This is a genomic window from Curtobacterium sp. MCJR17_055 (genome assembly GCF_003224335.1).
In the GTDB taxonomy this organism is placed as follows: Bacteria; Actinomycetota; Actinomycetes; order Actinomycetales; family Microbacteriaceae; genus Curtobacterium.
The window spans coordinates 508,881-524,417 of sequence record NZ_QKLF01000002.1 but is presented as its reverse complement, the minus strand read 5'-3'; the positions used below and the strand labels follow the sequence as shown (position 1 = coordinate 524,417).

The 15,537-nt window shown below is 73.1% G+C and carries 16 protein-coding genes; 4 read left to right on the top strand and 12 right to left on the bottom strand.

Going from position 1 to position 15,537, the window contains the following annotated elements; translation table 11 throughout:
• Positions 1-107: 107 nt before the first annotated feature.
• Positions 108-1,091 carry a DNA-3-methyladenine glycosylase gene (locus tag DEJ16_RS06525; RefSeq protein ID WP_181419489.1) on the bottom strand — a complete coding sequence of 328 codons (984 nt, stop codon included), beginning with the start codon at positions 1,089-1,091 and terminating at the stop codon, positions 108-110.
• Between the two features lie 152 nt (positions 1,092-1,243).
• Between DEJ16_RS06525 and DEJ16_RS06520 the strand changes: the two genes are divergently transcribed.
• The 4 genes from DEJ16_RS06520 (at position 1,244) to DEJ16_RS06505 (ending at position 5,143) form a co-directional block, all read left to right on the top strand.
• Positions 1,244-2,272 (top strand): 6-phosphofructokinase, encoded by a 1,029-nt coding sequence (locus tag DEJ16_RS06520; RefSeq protein WP_110825707.1) that lies wholly within the window; start codon positions 1,244-1,246, stop codon positions 2,270-2,272.
• A gap of 192 nt (positions 2,273-2,464) precedes the next feature.
• Positions 2,465-3,442: an MDR family oxidoreductase gene (locus DEJ16_RS06515; protein ID WP_110825708.1), complete on the top strand. Its 978-nt coding sequence runs from the start codon at positions 2,465-2,467 to the stop codon at positions 3,440-3,442.
• 161 nt (positions 3,443-3,603) lie between these two features.
• Positions 3,604-4,281 (top strand): GntR family transcriptional regulator, encoded by a 678-nt coding sequence (locus tag DEJ16_RS06510; protein WP_110825709.1) that lies wholly within the window; start codon positions 3,604-3,606, stop codon positions 4,279-4,281.
• Between the two features lie 76 nt (positions 4,282-4,357).
• Positions 4,358-5,143 (top strand): ABC transporter ATP-binding protein, encoded by a 786-nt coding sequence (locus tag DEJ16_RS06505; protein ID WP_110825710.1) that lies wholly within the window; start codon positions 4,358-4,360, stop codon positions 5,141-5,143.
• 255 nt (positions 5,144-5,398) lie between these two features.
• On the opposite strand, the gene hemL is transcribed toward DEJ16_RS06505, so the two are convergent.
• The 11 genes from hemL to hemE form a co-directional block, all read right to left on the bottom strand.
• Positions 5,399-6,742 (bottom strand): glutamate-1-semialdehyde 2,1-aminomutase, encoded by a 1,344-nt coding sequence (gene hemL / locus DEJ16_RS06500; protein WP_110825711.1) that lies wholly within the window; start codon positions 6,740-6,742, stop codon positions 5,399-5,401.
• On the bottom strand, positions 6,739-7,794 hold the full coding sequence (hemB, locus tag DEJ16_RS06495; RefSeq protein ID WP_110825712.1) for a porphobilinogen synthase: 1,056 nt from the start codon (positions 7,792-7,794) through the stop codon (positions 6,739-6,741). The genes hemL and hemB overlap by 4 nt, the downstream gene beginning before the upstream one ends.
• On the bottom strand, positions 7,791-8,432 hold the full coding sequence (locus DEJ16_RS06490) for a uroporphyrinogen-III synthase (protein WP_181419487.1): 642 nt from the start codon (positions 8,430-8,432) through the stop codon (positions 7,791-7,793). Before DEJ16_RS06490 ends, hemB begins: the two co-directional genes overlap by 4 nt.
• Positions 8,433-8,720: 288 nt before the next feature.
• Complete coding sequence (gene hemC / locus DEJ16_RS06485) at positions 8,721-9,815, bottom strand: hydroxymethylbilane synthase (protein WP_258365846.1); 1,095 nt, start codon at positions 9,813-9,815, stop codon at positions 8,721-8,723.
• Entirely contained in the window at positions 9,812-11,047 is a 1,236-nt protein-coding gene (locus DEJ16_RS06480; RefSeq protein ID WP_181419486.1) for a ferrochelatase, read from the bottom strand. Before DEJ16_RS06480 ends, hemC begins: the two co-directional genes overlap by 4 nt.
• Positions 11,044-11,799, bottom strand: a complete 756-nt coding sequence (gene hemQ / locus DEJ16_RS06475; RefSeq protein ID WP_110825714.1) for a hydrogen peroxide-dependent heme synthase — start codon at positions 11,797-11,799, stop codon at positions 11,044-11,046. Before hemQ ends, DEJ16_RS06480 begins: the two co-directional genes overlap by 4 nt.
• 111 nt (positions 11,800-11,910) lie before the next feature.
• Positions 11,911-12,153, bottom strand: a complete 243-nt coding sequence (locus DEJ16_RS06470) for a DUF3618 domain-containing protein (protein WP_181419485.1) — start codon at positions 12,151-12,153, stop codon at positions 11,911-11,913.
• 34 nt (positions 12,154-12,187) lie between these two features.
• Positions 12,188-12,646 carry a phage holin family protein gene (locus tag DEJ16_RS06465; RefSeq protein ID WP_110825716.1) on the bottom strand — a complete coding sequence of 153 codons (459 nt, stop codon included), beginning with the start codon at positions 12,644-12,646 and terminating at the stop codon, positions 12,188-12,190.
• Positions 12,643-12,909 carry a hypothetical protein gene (locus DEJ16_RS06460; protein ID WP_110825717.1) on the bottom strand — a complete coding sequence of 89 codons (267 nt, stop codon included), beginning with the start codon at positions 12,907-12,909 and terminating at the stop codon, positions 12,643-12,645. Before DEJ16_RS06460 ends, DEJ16_RS06465 begins: the two co-directional genes overlap by 4 nt.
• Before the next feature lie 115 nt (positions 12,910-13,024).
• Complete coding sequence (locus DEJ16_RS06455) at positions 13,025-14,377, bottom strand: NAD(P)/FAD-dependent oxidoreductase (protein WP_110825718.1); 1,353 nt, start codon at positions 14,375-14,377, stop codon at positions 13,025-13,027.
• Complete coding sequence (gene hemE, locus DEJ16_RS06450; RefSeq protein ID WP_110825719.1) at positions 14,374-15,498, bottom strand: uroporphyrinogen decarboxylase; 1,125 nt, start codon at positions 15,496-15,498, stop codon at positions 14,374-14,376. Before hemE ends, DEJ16_RS06455 begins: the two co-directional genes overlap by 4 nt.
• Between the last annotated feature and the right edge of the window lie 39 nt (positions 15,499-15,537).

Here is a 15,537-nt window from a genome sequence, read left to right as displayed (position 1 = left end):
AGAAAAAAAGCAGAGCCCCGGCGACATGGTCGAAACCAGCGGTCCACACGGGGCTTACGAGCACCAGAGTAGCGGAGCCTCGATCGGGCGGCAACGGCGACGGATGTTCAGTGCCCGCGGTGGTCCTGGATCGTCATCCGCGGCCCGAACGCCGGCTTCCGGAACCCCGACCCCGAGATGAGCCGCACGACCCGTTCGCGGTGCCCCCGCCACGGTTCCAGCAGTTCGAGCATCCCGTCGTCGTCGACCGGCCCTCCGGTGAGTGCCCATCCGACGAGGGCTGGCACGTGGTAGTCCCCGACGCTCGGCGAGTCCGGGTCCCCGTGCGACCGCTGCGCCGTCTCGGCAGCGGTCCACGGTCCGACGCCGGGGATCGACTGCAGCCGACTCGCGACGAGCTCCCCGCCGCGGCCGAGCGCCAGCGTCCGTTCGAGTGCGGGCGCGACCTTCACGACGCGCATCACCGTCGCCGAGCGCCCGGGCTCGATGCCGGCCTTGTGCCACTCCCAACTCGGGATGCGCGCCCAGGTGTCGGCGTCCGGCGGGACGACCATGCCCTCGGGAGCCGGGCCGGGTGCGGGCGTGCCGAAGCGTCGGACGAGGTACCGCCACGCACGCCAGGCCTGCCGCGAGGTCACCTTCTGCTCCATGATCGCGGGCACGAGCATCGCGACGACGGTGTTCGTCCGGAGGAGCCGTAACCCCGGCTGGCGGTGTCGCGCCTGTTCCAGGAACGCATGCGCGGACACGTCGAGTTCGGACCAGTCGTCACCGCGGCCGACGAGGTCCGGTCCGTGCGACACGGCCCACGCGGCTCCGGCACCCCACGCGCTGATCGCGACGGCGTCGCCGACGGCCCGGACGAGGACGGACGCCGGCCCCTCCGGGGTGCGCAACGCGAGCCAGACGTCGGACCCGACCACCCGGTGCGCCGGGTCACCGGAGCCGCGCGACAGGGGCCGCAGCGTCGCGATCACGTCCACCGGGCCTCCCGGCCGGTAGACGGTGTCGACGCGGCGTAGGTCGACGAGCGGGTCGCGATCCTGCTCGGCGTCGCCGGTCGACGCCGCAGCGGATCGGACGGAAGCCATGCAGGGATCGTAAGCGTCGGCACGGACACCAGCGACCGTGGCGGACGGCACCACCGGCGGTTGTCCACAACCTCGGTCACAGCGTGGCGGTCCCGGACCCGCGTCGGCCATGATGAGGGAGTCCACCGAACCCGACATCGGAAGTCCTCTCCATGCGCATCGGCATCCTCACCTCCGGCGGCGACTGCCCCGGTCTCAACGCGGTCATCCGGGCCATCGTGCTCAAGGGCATCGCGATCCACGGCCACGAGTTCGTCGGCTTCCGGGACGGCTGGCGGGGCGTGGTCGAGGGTGACATCGTGCCGCTCGGGCGCAAGGACATCCAGGGCATCGCGAAGCAGGGCGGGACGATCCTCGGCACGAGCCGGACGAACCCGTTCGAGGGCCCGAAGGGCGGCGTCGAGAACATCACCGCGACGCTCGAGCGGCACGGCATCGACGCCCTCGTCGCCATCGGCGGCGAGGGCACGCTGGCCGCCGCGAAGCGCCTCACCGACGCCGGGCTCAAGATCGTCGGCGTCCCGAAGACGGTCGACAACGACCTCGGCGCCACGGACTACACGTTCGGCTTCGACACCGCGGTGGCGATCGCGACCGAGGCGATGGACCGCCTCCGCACCACGGGAGAGTCCCACTCGCGCTGCATGGTCGCGGAGGTCATGGGCCGGCACGTCGGCTGGATCGCCCTCCACTCGGGCATGGCGGCGGGCGCGCACGCGATCCTCATCCCCGAGCAGAAGACCTCCCTCGCGCAGATCGCGGAGTGGGTCCAGGCCGCCTACGACCGCGGGCGTGCACCGCTCGTCGTGGTCGCGGAGGGCTTCGTCCCCGACCACGAGGACACCGCCCACACCGAGCGCGGCCTCGACGCCTTCGGCCGACCGCGCCTGGGCGGCATCGGCGAGCGCCTCGCCCCGCTCATCGAGGAGATGACGGGCATCGAGACCCGCGCCACGACGCTGGGGCACATCCAGCGCGGCGGCACCCCCACGGCCTACGACCGGGTGCTCTCGACCCGGCTCGGCCTGGCGGCGATCGACGCCGTCGTCGAGGAGCGCTGGGGCCGGATGGTCGCCTTGAAGGGCACCGAGATCGTGCACGTCTCCTTCGAGGACGCGCTCGGCGAGCTGAAGACCGTGCCGCAGGACCGGTACGACGAAGCCGCCATCATGTTCGGCTGACGCCGGGCGCCGGGACCTCGATCGGTCCTCGGCCACCCGGGTCGCACAACACGCCGCCGGCCGTTCGCCGAGGTCGTACGACATGCCGTTCGCTCCGGAGACGAGCGGCATGTCGTGCGACCTGGAGCGTGTGGCCCACCTGCATCGGCTGCGCCCGCGCCCGACCGGGAGGCCCGGGGTAGCGTCGCGCCCATGACCCGCGCCGTCCTCGTGTCCCGTTCCGCCGCCCCCATCGTCACCGACGTCGACCTGCCCGCCCCCGGCGACCGGGAGGCCTTGGTCACCGTCACGCGGTCGAGCGTCAACTACAAGGACGGCCTGGCCGTCGCCGGCGACCCCGGCGTCGTGCGGACCGACCCGCTCGTGCCCGGCATCGACGTGGTCGGCACCGTGGCCGCGGTCGGACCGAACGTGCAGGACGTGGCGGTCGGCGAGCGCGTGGTCCTGACCGGCGCGGGCGCGGGCGAGACCCGGCACGGCGGCTGGGCGGAGCAGTGCGTCGTCCCGGTGGACGCGCTCGTCTCCCTGCCCGACGGCATCGACGACGACCTGGCGGCAGCGATCGGCACGGCCGGGTTCACCGCGATGCTCAGCGTCCTGGCGCTCGAGCGCGGAGTCGCCCCCGAGGACGGGCCGGTCCTGGTGTCCGGAGCCTCGGGCGGGGTCGGCACGGTGGCGATCGCCCTGCTCGCGGCCCGCGGGTACCGGGTGACCGCGTCGACCGGTCGGCCGGAGAACGGCGACGCGCTCCGGGCCCTCGGCGCGGCGGACGTCATCGACCGCGCGACGATCGCCGAGCCGGGGAAGCCGATGCAGCGCGCGGTGTGGGCCGGCGCGGTCGACAGTGTCGGTGGTGCGACCCTCGCGAACGTCCTCGCGGCGACGCAGTACGGCGGCTCGGTCACGGCGTGCGGGTTGGCGCAGGACACCTCCCTGCCGACGACGGTGCTGCCGTTCATCCTGCGCGGGGTGTCCCTGCTCGGCATCGACTCGGTCGCGGCGCCGCTCGACCTGCGGCAGCGGGCCTGGGCACGGCTCGCGACGGACCTCGACCCGGCGCTGCTCCGGGCGGCGACCCGCACGGTCGGCCTCGCCGAGGCGATCGAGGTCGGCGCGGAGGTCGTCGCTGGACGGGTGCACGGGCGGACGGTGGTCGACGTCACGCGGTGATCCGGGCCTCCCGGCCGGCGGTGCCGACGGGGCTGCACCGGTCAGCACGAGGGCGGGCACGGGTGGCGGCGACTCCCGCTCCTGCGCCTGCTGCTTAGCAAGCGTTTGCACAATGTCACGTTAGGATTTGAGTACCGAACACCTTCATTGAGGAGACCCGGATGCCGGTACCCAAGTCGACCGTCGAGAACTCGCCCCGGAAGCTCCTCCGCGACGTCGTCCTCGAGAAGATGCTCGCCGCGATCCAGGACGGCACCCTGCAGGCCGGGGAACGCCTCAACGACGACGAGCTGGTCGCCTGGCTTGGTGTGAGTCGCACCCCCATCCGCGAGGCGATCGCGAAGCTGGTCGACTACGGCCTGGTCGAGATGGAGGCGAACCGCTACACGCGCGTCGCCTCCCCCACCCGCGAGCAGTACGACGACGCCTTCCAGGTGCTGTTCGGCATCGGTGAGCTCGCCGCCCGCTGGTCGTTCCCCCGCTTCGAGGACGCCGACGTCAAGGCGTTCGGCAAGATCCTCGACGACATGCGCACGCACGCCGAGGCCGAGGACCGCGCCCTGAACGACGACATCGACAAGGCGATCGCGTTCATGGTCGCCAAGTCGGGCAACGAGCTCCTGGTGAAGACGAGCGAGTCGCTGCTGAACCGCGCGAAGTTCGTCCGCATCGGTGAGCCCGAGTTCGTGTTCTGGGACGTCGCGGACGCGCTCGACGGCTTCCGTGCCGCCGCGAAGGGCCGCGACGGAGAGGCCGGCGGCGCACTCGTGCGCGGGCTCGGTCGCGCCATGGCCGAGCACCTCGCGACGGCACGGGCGGCGAAGGCCGCAGAGGCCTGATCCGGCGACCGGTCGGCCCCGCCACCCCATGTGGCGGGGCCGTCCTGCGTCCTGTGTCCTGCGCGAGGATGGAGACGTGACCGACGTCCTGCTCCGCGCCACCGCCCTCCGTGTCACCCGCAGCGGACGCGACCTGCTGCACGACGTGGACCTCACCGTCCGCAGCGGGGAGCACTGGGCGCTGCTCGGCTCGAACGGCGCCGGCAAGTCGACCCTGCTCGCGGTGCTCGGCGCCACCGGGCACCCGACCGCCGGCCACGTCGAGGTGCTCGGTCGACAGCTCGGACGTGTCGACGTCCGTGAGCTCCGCGAGCACATCGGGCACGTCGACCCTCGGCACCGGATGCTGTCGCCGCTGACCGTCCTCGAGACCGTGCTGACCGGGCGCACCGGGACGACCGACCTCATGACGCGGTGGGAGCCGACGGCCGACGACCTCGTCCGTGCCGAGCAGCTCGTCGCCGACGTCGGACTCACCGCGCGCCGCGACGCCCGATGGCCGGTGCTGTCGCAGGGCGAACGGGGACGTGCGCTCATCGCCCGGGCGCTGCTGTCCGACCCGCGGCTGCTGCTGCTCGACGAACCCGCGACCGGACTCGACGTCGCCGCACGGGAGCACCTGCTCGAGACCGTCGACGCCCTCCGTGTCCGGCAGCCGGAGCTCGGCAGCGTGATGGTCACCCACCACCTGGAGGACCTGCCGGCCTCGACCTCGCACGCGATGCTCCTCCGCGACGGGGGCGTCGTGGCGCAGGGGCCGGCGGACGAGGTCATCACCTCGGCGCTGGTGTCGGCCGCGTTCGACTTCCCGCTGGCGGTCGAGCGCAGCGGTGGGCGCTGGCACGCACGACGGGCCGATTGAGGCGGGCGGGCCTCCCGGCTGGCACGGACCGGTCGCGCGACCGCGGTCGTCGCGCGGCCACGAGACGCCCCCGTCAGTGACGGACGCCTCCTTCGTCGCAGCACGCCGTCGAACAGGGCGGCGTCTCGCGCACTCGGCGGCGTCACGGGCAGACGCCTCCGTCACGGGCGGACGGCGGCGTCTCGCGCACCTTGCGGACGGACCGACGGGAGGCGCGGCCCCTCCGGATCGCGCCTCCCGTCCGTCGTCGGCCGGCTACTCGGTCGCGGCAGCGGCCGCCTTCGCGGCAGCCGGCAGCGCGTCGAGGATCTGCGACACCGCGCGCTCGTCGTGCGCGGCGGTGAGGAACCACGCCTCGTACACGCTCGGCGGCAGGGTCACGCCGGAGTCGAGCATGCTGTGGAAGAACGCCGCGTACCGGAAGGCCTCCTGCGCGCGGACGTCGTCGTAGTCCCGCGGCGGGGTGTCCAGGAACGCGAACGAGAACAGGTTCCCGGCGTGCTGGACGGTGTGTGCGACGCCCTCGGCCGCGAGCGCCTCGCTCGTGGCCCGGGAGACGACGTCCGCCGTCCGGTCGAGGTGCGCGTAGACGTCGGCGGTCGCGGCCCGGAGCGTGGCGATGCCCGCGGCCACCGCGAGCGGGTTCCCGGACAGCGTGCCCGCCTGGTACACGGGGCCGAGCGGGGCGAGGAAGTCCATGACCTCGCGGCGCCCGCCGAGTGCGGCGAGGGGCATGCCGCCGCCGATGACCTTGCCGTAGGTGACGAGGTCGGGCTTCCACCCCGTCCCCTCGGGCACGGTGCCGTCCGCTTCGAGCCCCCACCAGCCGGCCGGGCCGACACGGAAGCCCGTCAGGACCTCGTCGACGATGAGCAGCGCGCCGTGCGCCTGCGTGATCTGTGCCAGGGCCCGGTTGAACCCGCGCTCCGGGGCGAGGACGCCCATGTTCGCGGGGGCGCCCTCGACGATCACGGCCGCGATGCGCTCCGAGTGCTCGTCGAAGGCGCGACGGACGGCGTCCAGGTCGTTGTACGGCAGCACCAGCGTCTGCGCGGCGGTCTCGGCGGTGATGCCCGCGCTGCCGGGGAGTGCGAGCGTGGCGACGCCCGAACCGGCCTCGGCCAGGAGCGAGTCCGAGTGGCCGTGGTAGTGCCCGGCGAACTTCACGAGCAGGTCCCGGCCGGTGTAGCCGCGGGCCAGGCGGATCGCCGTCATGGTCGCCTCGGTGCCCGTGGACACCATGCGGATCTTCTCGATCGGACCGTCGCCGTCCACCTGCACGCGCTGCTTCACGAGCTCCGCGAGTTCGGTCTCCCCGGGCGTGGAGGCACCGAACGACAGACCCCGGGCCGCCGCCTGCTGCACGGCCTCGACCGTGCCGGGGTGCGCGTGGCCGAGGATCGCCGGGCCCCACGAGGCGACGAGGTCGACGTACTCGCGACCCTCGGCGTCGGTGACGGTGGCGCCCTTCGCGGACACCAGGAAGCGGGGCGTCCCGCCGACCGAGCCGTAGGCACGCACCGGCGAGTTCACGCCGCCGGGGATGCTGTCCTTCGCGCGGCCGAACAGGTCGTCGTTGGTGGTCGTCGTCGTGGTCATTCGGGTGCCTTCCCGGTCGGTGCGATGCCGGCGACGTCCGCCGAGCTGCCGGAGGTGCGCAGGCCGGCCTCCTCGTTGAGCTTGCGGGCCATGTCGACGGCGAAGTAGGTGAGGACCGCGTCGGCGCCGGCGCGCTTGATGCCGATGAGGGCCTCCATCGCGGCGGCGTCCCGGTCGATCCACCCGTTCTGGGCGGCGGCGGTGATCATCGCGTACTCGCCGGAGATCTGGTACGCCCAGACCGGCACCGGTGAGGTGTCGGCCGTGCGGGCGAGGACGTCGAGGTAGCTCATCGCGGGCTTCACCATGACGATGTCGGCGCCCTCCTCGATGTCCTGCTCGACCTCGCGGAGGCCCTCGCGCCCGTTGCCGGAGTCGAGCTGGTACGTGCGGCGGTCACCCTGCAGGGTGCTCGCGACGGCCTCCCGGAACGGCCCGTAGAACGCCGAGGCGTACTTGGCCGCGTAGGCGAGCAGCGCGGTGCCGGAGTGCCCGGAGACGTCGAGCGCGTCCCGCGCGGCGGCGATCTGGCCGTCCATCATGCCGCTCAGGCAGACGAGCTCGGCGCCGGCCTCGGCCTGGGCGACCGCCATGTCCCGGTAGCGGAGCAGCGTCGCGTCGTTGTCGACCGAGCCGTCCGCCGCGAGGACACCGCAGTGCCCGTGGTCGGTGAACTCGTCGAGGCACAGGTCGGACTGCACGACGAGGGCGTCCCCGACCTCTTCCTTCGCCACGCGGATCGCGACGTTGAGGATGCCGTCCGGGTCGGTCGCGCCGGAGCCGACCGCGTCCTTGTGCTGCGGGACGCCGAACAGGTTCACGCCGCCGATGCCGACCGACGCGGCCTCGTGCAGTGCACGGCGGAACGAGTCGAGGGAGTGCTGCTGCACCCCGGGCATGCTCGAGATGTCGATCGCGTCGGTGGCGCCTTCGCGGATGAACATCGGCAGCACGAGCTCGGCGGGGTGGAGCCGGGTCTCGGCGACGAGACGACGCATTGCGGGGGTGGCGCGGAGACGTCGGGGGCGGACCTGGGGGAAGCGGCCGGTCACGGGTGGCCTTCCTGTTCGGGGGTGGATGGGTCGAGGGCCTCGACGACGGCGTCGAGGAGGGCTTCTGCGGACCGTTCAGCGGCGACGACGTCCACCGGCAGGCCGGCGGCGCGGGCCTCGTCGGCGGTGCCGGGGCCGATGCAGGCGATCCGGGTGCGGGGGTCGAGGGGGGTGAGACGACGAGCGACTTCGCGGGCGATGCTGCCGCTCGTCACGAGGACGATGTCCGGCGCGGGGTCGCCCGGGATCGGCGCGTCACCGGTCCCGACCGTACGGTACGCGACCACCTCTGACACGTCGATGCCCCTGGCCCGCAGGCCGTCGACGAGGGTGGGTGCGGCCAGGTCGGAGCGCGGGTGGAGGACGAGTCGGGCGTCCGCCGGGAGCGCCCGCACGAGTCCGGCTGCCGAGTGGTCGTCCGGCACGAGGTCGACGGTCCACCCGACGGCGCGGGCCGCGCGGGCGGTCACCTCGCCGACGGCGGCGACGCGGACCCCGGCCGGGAGGCCCGGCAGGCGTTCCGCGAGCACCCGCACGGTGGTCGCGCTGGTCACCACGAGCCAGTCGTCGCCCGCTCGACCGGCGCCTGCGCCGTCGAGGTGCGACGACTCGCCGCGTGCGGGTCGTCGAGGTTCCACGATGTCGGAACCTGACGCCTCGAGGTTCCGGAATTCGGGAACCGGGGCGGGGCGGCCGGCACCGGGAGCCGGGGCGGGGCGGCCGCCGCGAGCCGCGCGACCATCCGGTCGAGGGGACCGGCGTCGAGCGGCGGCGCGTCGGTGACGAGCGGGACGATGCGCGGGTCGAGCCCGCGGGCCGCGGCCGCCGCGGCGACCCGCGCACCCCAGGAGCCACCGCGCGGGACGACGACCACGGGCCGGTGCCCGGTCGTGTCGTCCCGCGTGGTGTCCGTGGTGATCGTCGCCCTACTCGGTCGTGGTGGCGGACGTGTCGGACGGCCCCTCGGTACCGGGGGTGTCGAGGCTGGGGCCGACGGTGTGCCCGGCGTCGTGCTCGGCCGAGTCCGACCCGGCGGAGCTCGACAGGTCGGCCAGCTCGGCGGCACCGTTCTCGAGCAGCTCGGCGGCGACCCGGTCGGCGACGGACAGGGCTTCGTCGAGGCGGTCCTGCGCCGACCCGTCGAGCACGGCCGCGTGCGACGCGGTCCGGTACTCGGAGCCGTCGGGGCGGTAGACCGTCGCCGAGACGAGGAGCATCTCGGCGTCGACGACCGCGGTCGCGCCGATCGGTGCGGAGCAGCCGGCCTCGAGCTTGGCGAGCACCTCGCGCTCGGCGGTGACGGTCAGGCGGGTCGGGGCGTGTTCGATCTTCCGCAGCGCGGCGAGCAGGTTGCGGTCGTCCTCGTCCGTGCGGATCTCGACCGCGAGCGCGCCCTGACCGGGAGCACTCGGCCAGAACCCGAGGTCGAGCAGCTCGGTCGCGGCATCGAGCCGTCCGATGCGTCCGAGCCCGGCGGCCGCGAGCACGACCGCGTCCAGGTCGTCCTCCACACGGGCGAGCCGGGTGTCGATGTTGCCGCGGATGTCGACGACGTCCAGGTCCGGCCGGTCCGCCTTGAGCTGCGCGACACGGCGGGGCGACCCCGTGCCGACCTTCGCGCCCTCGGGCAGGGTCTCGACCGTGGCGCCGTTCCGCGCCACGAGGACGTCACGAGCGTCGGCACGCTTCGGCACGGCGCCGATCGTCAGGCCCGGGTACGGCGCGGTCGGCAGGTCCTTCAGCGAGTGCACGAGGACGTCCACCTCGCCCGCCACGAGCGCCTCGCGCAGCGCGGACGCGAAGACGCCGGTACCGCCGAGGGACGCCAGGGAGGCCCGGTTCGTGTCGCCCTCGCTCGTCACGGTGACGAGTTCCACCGGACGGCCGGCGGCCTTCGCCAGGCGGTCGGCGACGTCCTGCGACTGGGCGACCGCCAGTCGGCTGGCACGGGTGCCGAGCCGGATCGGGGCCGGGCCGTCGGTCGCCGGAGTGCTGGGGTGGTCCGCGGTCGCCTCGGTCACGGAGCGACGCCGGCGGCTGCGGGCTTGAACCCCGCTCGCACGTTCTCGCAGCACCCCGGGCGGCACACGTCGTACCAGGGGCCGATGTCGGTCATGTGCGGACGCTCGGCGGTCGGCGTGCCGTTGACCCGCTCGAGCACGAGGTCGACGAGACCGGACACGTAGGCCGGGTCGACCCCGGGGGTCTGCGTGCGGAGCGACCAGAAGCCGAGCTCGCCGGCGGTCTCGGTGGCTTCCTCGTCGAGGTCCCACATGACCTCCATGTGGTCGCTCACGAAGCCGAGCGGGACGATCAGCACGGCGCGGGTGGGGCCGCCCTTGAGCTCCTCGTTCATGTAGTCGTTGATGTCGGGCTCGAGCCACGGCTGCGTCGGGGGACCCGAGCGCGACTGGTAGACGAGCTTCCAGGCGGGCTTCGACGTGCCCTGCAGGTGCGCGTGCTCGGGCTGCTCGAGCAGTTCCGCCCACGCCTGGTCGAGGACGACCTGCCCGACGGCGAGGTGCTGCGCCTCGTACGCACCGTGCTCGTCGAAGCCCCGGTAGTCGGGGCCGGAGCGGGCGGCGTCGGTCGACGGGATCGAGTGCGTGGAGAACAGCACCTGGAGCTCCGTCGCGACGTCGAGGCCGTCGTTCTCGGCGATCGCGCGGGCCAGTCCGTCGCGGACCCCGTCGATGAACGGCCGGACGAAGCCGGGGTGGTCGAAGAACTGGCGGACCTTGTCGATCTGGATCGTGTCGATCAGACCGGTCTCGTCGAGCACGCGGGCGTAGTCCTCGCGGTACTGACGGCAGCTCGAGAACGACGAGTACGCGCTCGTGGCGATCGCGATGAGCTTGTTGTAGCCCTTGTCGGCCGCCTCGGTGAACGCCTCTTCGAGGTAGGGCTCCCAGTTGCGGTTGCCCCAGAGGACGGGCATGTCGATGCCCCGCGAGGCGAGCTCGGCCTCGAGCGCGGCCTTGAGCGCACGGTTCTGGGCGTTGATCGGGCTGACGCCGCCGAAGTGGCGGTAGTGGTGCGCCACCTCTTCCAGACGCTCGTCCGGGATGCCGCGACCGCGCGTGACGTTGCGGAGGAACGGGATGACGTCGTCCTGACCCTCGGGCCCACCGAAGCCGGCGAGCAGGATCGCGTCGTACGCGGTCGGCACCTCGACGTGCTCCGGGCCGGACGCGGCCGCAGCGGTGGCGGCGAGGACGGGCTGGCCGTTCGTGATCATGCTGGTGTCGGTCATGACAGCACCTCCGGGAGTTCGGCGGTCGTCACGCGACGACCCGTGTAGAAGGGCACTTCCTCGCGGACGTGCATGCGGGCCTCGGTGTAGCGGAGGTCGCGCATGAGGTCGACGAGGTCGACCAGGTCCGGGCTCTCGAGCGGCAGGATCCACTCGTAGTCACCGAGGGCGAAGGACGCGATGGTGTTCGTCAGGACGCGGCGGTACTTCGCGCCGGCGATGCCGTGGTCGCGCAGCATCTTCGAACGCTCTTCCTCGGGCAGCAGGTACCACTCGTACGAGCGCACGAAGGGGTACACCGTGATCCACGGCTCCGGGTCCTTGCCGCGCAGGAACGCCGGGGTGTGCCGCTTGTTGAACTCGGCTTCCCGGTGCATGGCCATGGCGTGCCAGACCGGCTCGGCCTCGGCGAAGAGGGCCGTGCGGCGGATCTCGCGGAGGACCGCCTGGATCGCCTGTGCGTCGTCGCCGTGCAGCCAGATCATGACGTCCGCGTCGGCCCGGAAGCCGGAGACGTCGTAGAAGCCGCGGATGGTGACGCCGCGCTCGGCAGCCGCGGAGACGACCGCGTCGAGTTCCGCGACCGCATCCGCACCGCCGGGTCGGACGGCGCCGACCGGGCGGCGGAAGACCGCCCAGAGGGCGTAGGCCGTGAGCAGGTTCGGGTCGATTCCGGAAGCCGGGTCCGTCTCGTGCGCTGTACTGGCCGCTGGTGCTGCGGGAGTTGCTGGGGTGGGCACGTCAGTGCTCATGGATCGGTCGTCCTCCACGTTCGCCGGGGGTGTGGTTCGCCGGCCCCCTTCGCCGAGCGGGTGTCCGGGACGATCGTCCACTGCGGCTCGCGAAGGCTCGCCGCGTGTGGATCACCGCCGTCGGAGCACCGCTACGACGATACCCCCGACCACTGCCACTCCCGCTGCGAGCCCGGCCAGGTAGGGCACCGGGTTCGCGTCGACGCCACGCTTGACCTTCGACGCGGCGATGCCGAGCTGCTTCGGCACGTTCAGCTTGTCCTCGATCGCGTCGAGGGTGTCGAAGAGCTGGGCACGGGTCGCAGCGACGCGGTCGGCGATCTTCGACTGGTCGTCGTGCTGGGGGTCGGTCACTGGTCCTCCGAGGGAGTCGTGGGGATGACGGGCGTCAGAACCGGCCGTCGACGTCCGGCTTCCGTGACGCACGGAGCGTCTCGGGGGTGGGCTTCCGGCCGAGGCCCTTCACCGCGTTGACGTCGTTCTTGACGCTCGCGATGGTGCGCTTCGGCGTGACCGGCAGGCCCTTCTTGAGCCGCTTCCACCCGATGAACCCGAGGATCGCCGCGACGATCAGCATGAGGACGGCGAGCAGCAGCGCGGCGAGCCACGCGGGCATCACCGTGGCGAGGCCCATCACCGCTGCGGTGAGGAGCACGCCGATCGCGTACAGCACGATCACCAGCGCGGCGACGAGGATGCCCGCGGCGACCGCGAAGACCTTCGCCTTGCCGATCATCTCGGCCTTGAGGAGGGCGATCTCCCCCTTGACCAGGTCCTTGACGAGGTCGGGGACGTCCTTCACGAGGCCGAACAGCGACCGCGACTTCCGGTCGCGTGTGTCGGTCATGAGATCTGCGAGCCCTTGCCGGACGACGCCTTCGAGCTCACCTTGCGGACGACCTTCTTGGTCTGCTCACCGATGAAGTCGGCGACGTCGGGCGTGCGGTCGGACACGAAGTCCTCGACCTGGTTCACGCTCTTCTGGACGCCGTTGCTGTTCCAGATCTTGCCGCTGACGGTCTTGATCTGCTCGTACCGCGCCCGTCCGGCTCGCGATCCCAGGACGTACCCGAGTGCTGCGCCGGCGACGAACAGGAGCTTTCCTCGCATGAGCGATTCCTCCGTTGGGTCAGTGTGCTGTGAAGGCACCGTGCGTGGTCATGCACCGATCGGCATGTGTCCGACGGTTCCCCCAACAGTAGCCCTCGGAGGGTCAGCGGTCCGCTCAGGAATCCAGGATGCGCTCAGCAGCCGCCCGGGCAGCGGTGACGATGCCGGACAGCCCTCGCCCAGAGGACGCCTCACCGATCCCGACCACGCCCTCCGCCAGCCCGGCGGCCTCGGCGTCCGGTCCGTGCCAGCGGACGCGGGCCGCGCCGACGACGTGCTCCGGACGGACGGGCAGGCCGAGCAGCGCGGTCGCGTCCGTCGTCGCCCGTGCGCTCACCGCACCGGCGGGGTCGACCGGGAGGCTCGTGGCCACCTCGTCCGCGTTCGTCGCGCCGGCAGCGCCGGTCGCCTGGTCCGCGCCTGCCGGGGGCAGGGCGTAGCTGAGCCGCAGCACGTGCCTCCCGGCCGCCCGCTCCGCCAGCCAGGGCCACTTGACCGTCGCGTGCGTGAGCGCCTTCGCGGCGACGCCGGTCGCGGCGGGGTGCACGAGCATCCCGGTGCCGCGGGGTGCAGCGTCCAGCTCGGGCCGGTCCACGACCAGGGTGACGAGCTCGATGCCGGACCGACGCGGAGCCGCCGTCCGGGCCGGGTCGGCGACCGTCGCGAGGACGTGGTCCGCCGCCAGCCGCTCGGTCGTGCCGTCCGCCGACACGGTCTCGACCGCCGCTCGTCCGACGGAGGTGGCCCGCGTGTGCAGCCGCACGTCGACGCGGTACGTGTCGAGGTCGGCGACGAGCTCGTCGACGAGCCGCGCGATGCCGCCTCGGAGCCCCTGCACGGCGGACCCGGCGACGGCACGCTTCCGGAGGGCGAGCACCGCACGGGCCAACGAACCCTCGCGCTGCAGGGCGGCACGGAGCCCGGGCGCCACGCGGTCCGGGTCGAGGTCGTCGGGGTGCGTCGAGTGCACGCCGGCCACGACCGGGACGACCAGGTCGTCGAGGACCTTCGCGCCCATCCGGCTCCGGACCATCGCGCCGAGCGACGTCGCCCGTGCGCCCACCGGCGAGGGCAGCAGCGCGTCCATCTGTGCGCGGAGGGCGCCGGCACCACCGACGACCGCGATGACGTCCGCGGCCATCGGGGTGCCCGGGATCCCGAGCAGGCCGGTCGACGGGATCGGCGCGGTCCGCCCGTCGCGGGTCATCAGCCACGCACCCCGCGGGTCCGGGGAGACGATGTCGTTGCCGAGACCGAGTTCGACCGCGAGCGAGGACACGGCATCCGTCCGGGTCGCGAACGAGTCCGCCGCCATGTCCAGGTCGAGGCCCGCGACCGTGTGCCGTCGGATCATCCCGCCGAGCACGCCCGAGGCCTCGAGCAGCACGACGTGGGCGCCGCCCTTCGCCAGGTCACGCGCGGCGACGAGCCCGGCGACCCCGCCGCCGACCACGACGACCTCGGTCACGACGCGGCCCGGTCGGTCCCGTCGGTCCCGACGTCGGTGCCGTCGCCCAGTGCGTGCACGAGCTCGACGACGCGGGTCAGCACGGTCGGGTCGGTCTCGGGCGGGACGCCGTGGCCGAGGTTCACGACGTGCGCACGGGCAACGCCTCCGCGGCGGACGACGTCACGGACGTGCGCCTCGAGGACCGGCCACGGGGCCGAGAGCATCGCCGGGTCGATGTTCCCCTGCACGGTCACGTCACCGCCGACGCGCTGCACGGCCTCGTCGAGGGGCAGCCGCCAGTCCACGCCGACCGCGTCCACCGCACCGACGGAGCCGCCGACGGTCGCCATGTCGGCCAGGACCTCGCCGCTGCCGACGCCGAAGTGGATGCGCGGGACGCCGAGGTCGGTCACGTGGGACAGTGCCCGCGCCGAGTGCGGAGCGACGCGGGAGACGTAGTCCGCGCGGGACAGCGACCCGACCCACGAGTCGAAGAGCTGCGCGGCCGAGGCACCGGCGAGCACCTGGGCACGGAGGAACGCCCCCGACACGTCGGCGGCCCAGTCGAGCAGCCGTGCCCAGGTCTCCGGCTCGGCGTGCATCATCGTGCGGGCCCGGATGTGGTCCTTCGACGGGCCGCCCTCGACCAGGTACGCGGCCAGTGTGAAGGGCGCGCCCGCGAAGCCGATCAGCGGCGTGCTGCCGAGCTCGGCGACCGTCCGGGCGACCGCCTCGGTGATCGGGGCCAGGGCCTCCGCCTCGAGCGGACGCAGGGCGTCCACGTCCGCCGCCGTCCGGACGGGCGACCCGAGGACCGGACCACGACCGGGGACGATCTCGACGTCCACGCCCGCGAGCTTGATCGGCACGACGATGTCGCTGAAGAAGATGCCGGCGTCGACCCCGTGCCGACGGACCGGCTGCAGGGTGATCTCGGACGCGAGGGCCGGGTCGAGACACGCGTCGAGCATCGCCGTCCCGACGCGGAGCTCCCGGTACTCCGGCAACGACCGGCCGGCCTGCCGCATGAACCACACCGGCAGCGTCTCCGGCCGGTCCCCACGGAGGGCACGGACGAGCCGCGAGCCCGTGGTGCGGCCGTCGGCGAGCGGATGGGTGGTCGGGAGCGCGTCGGTCACCGGATGATTCTCGCACCGCGAACAGGACGGCTCCCCGAC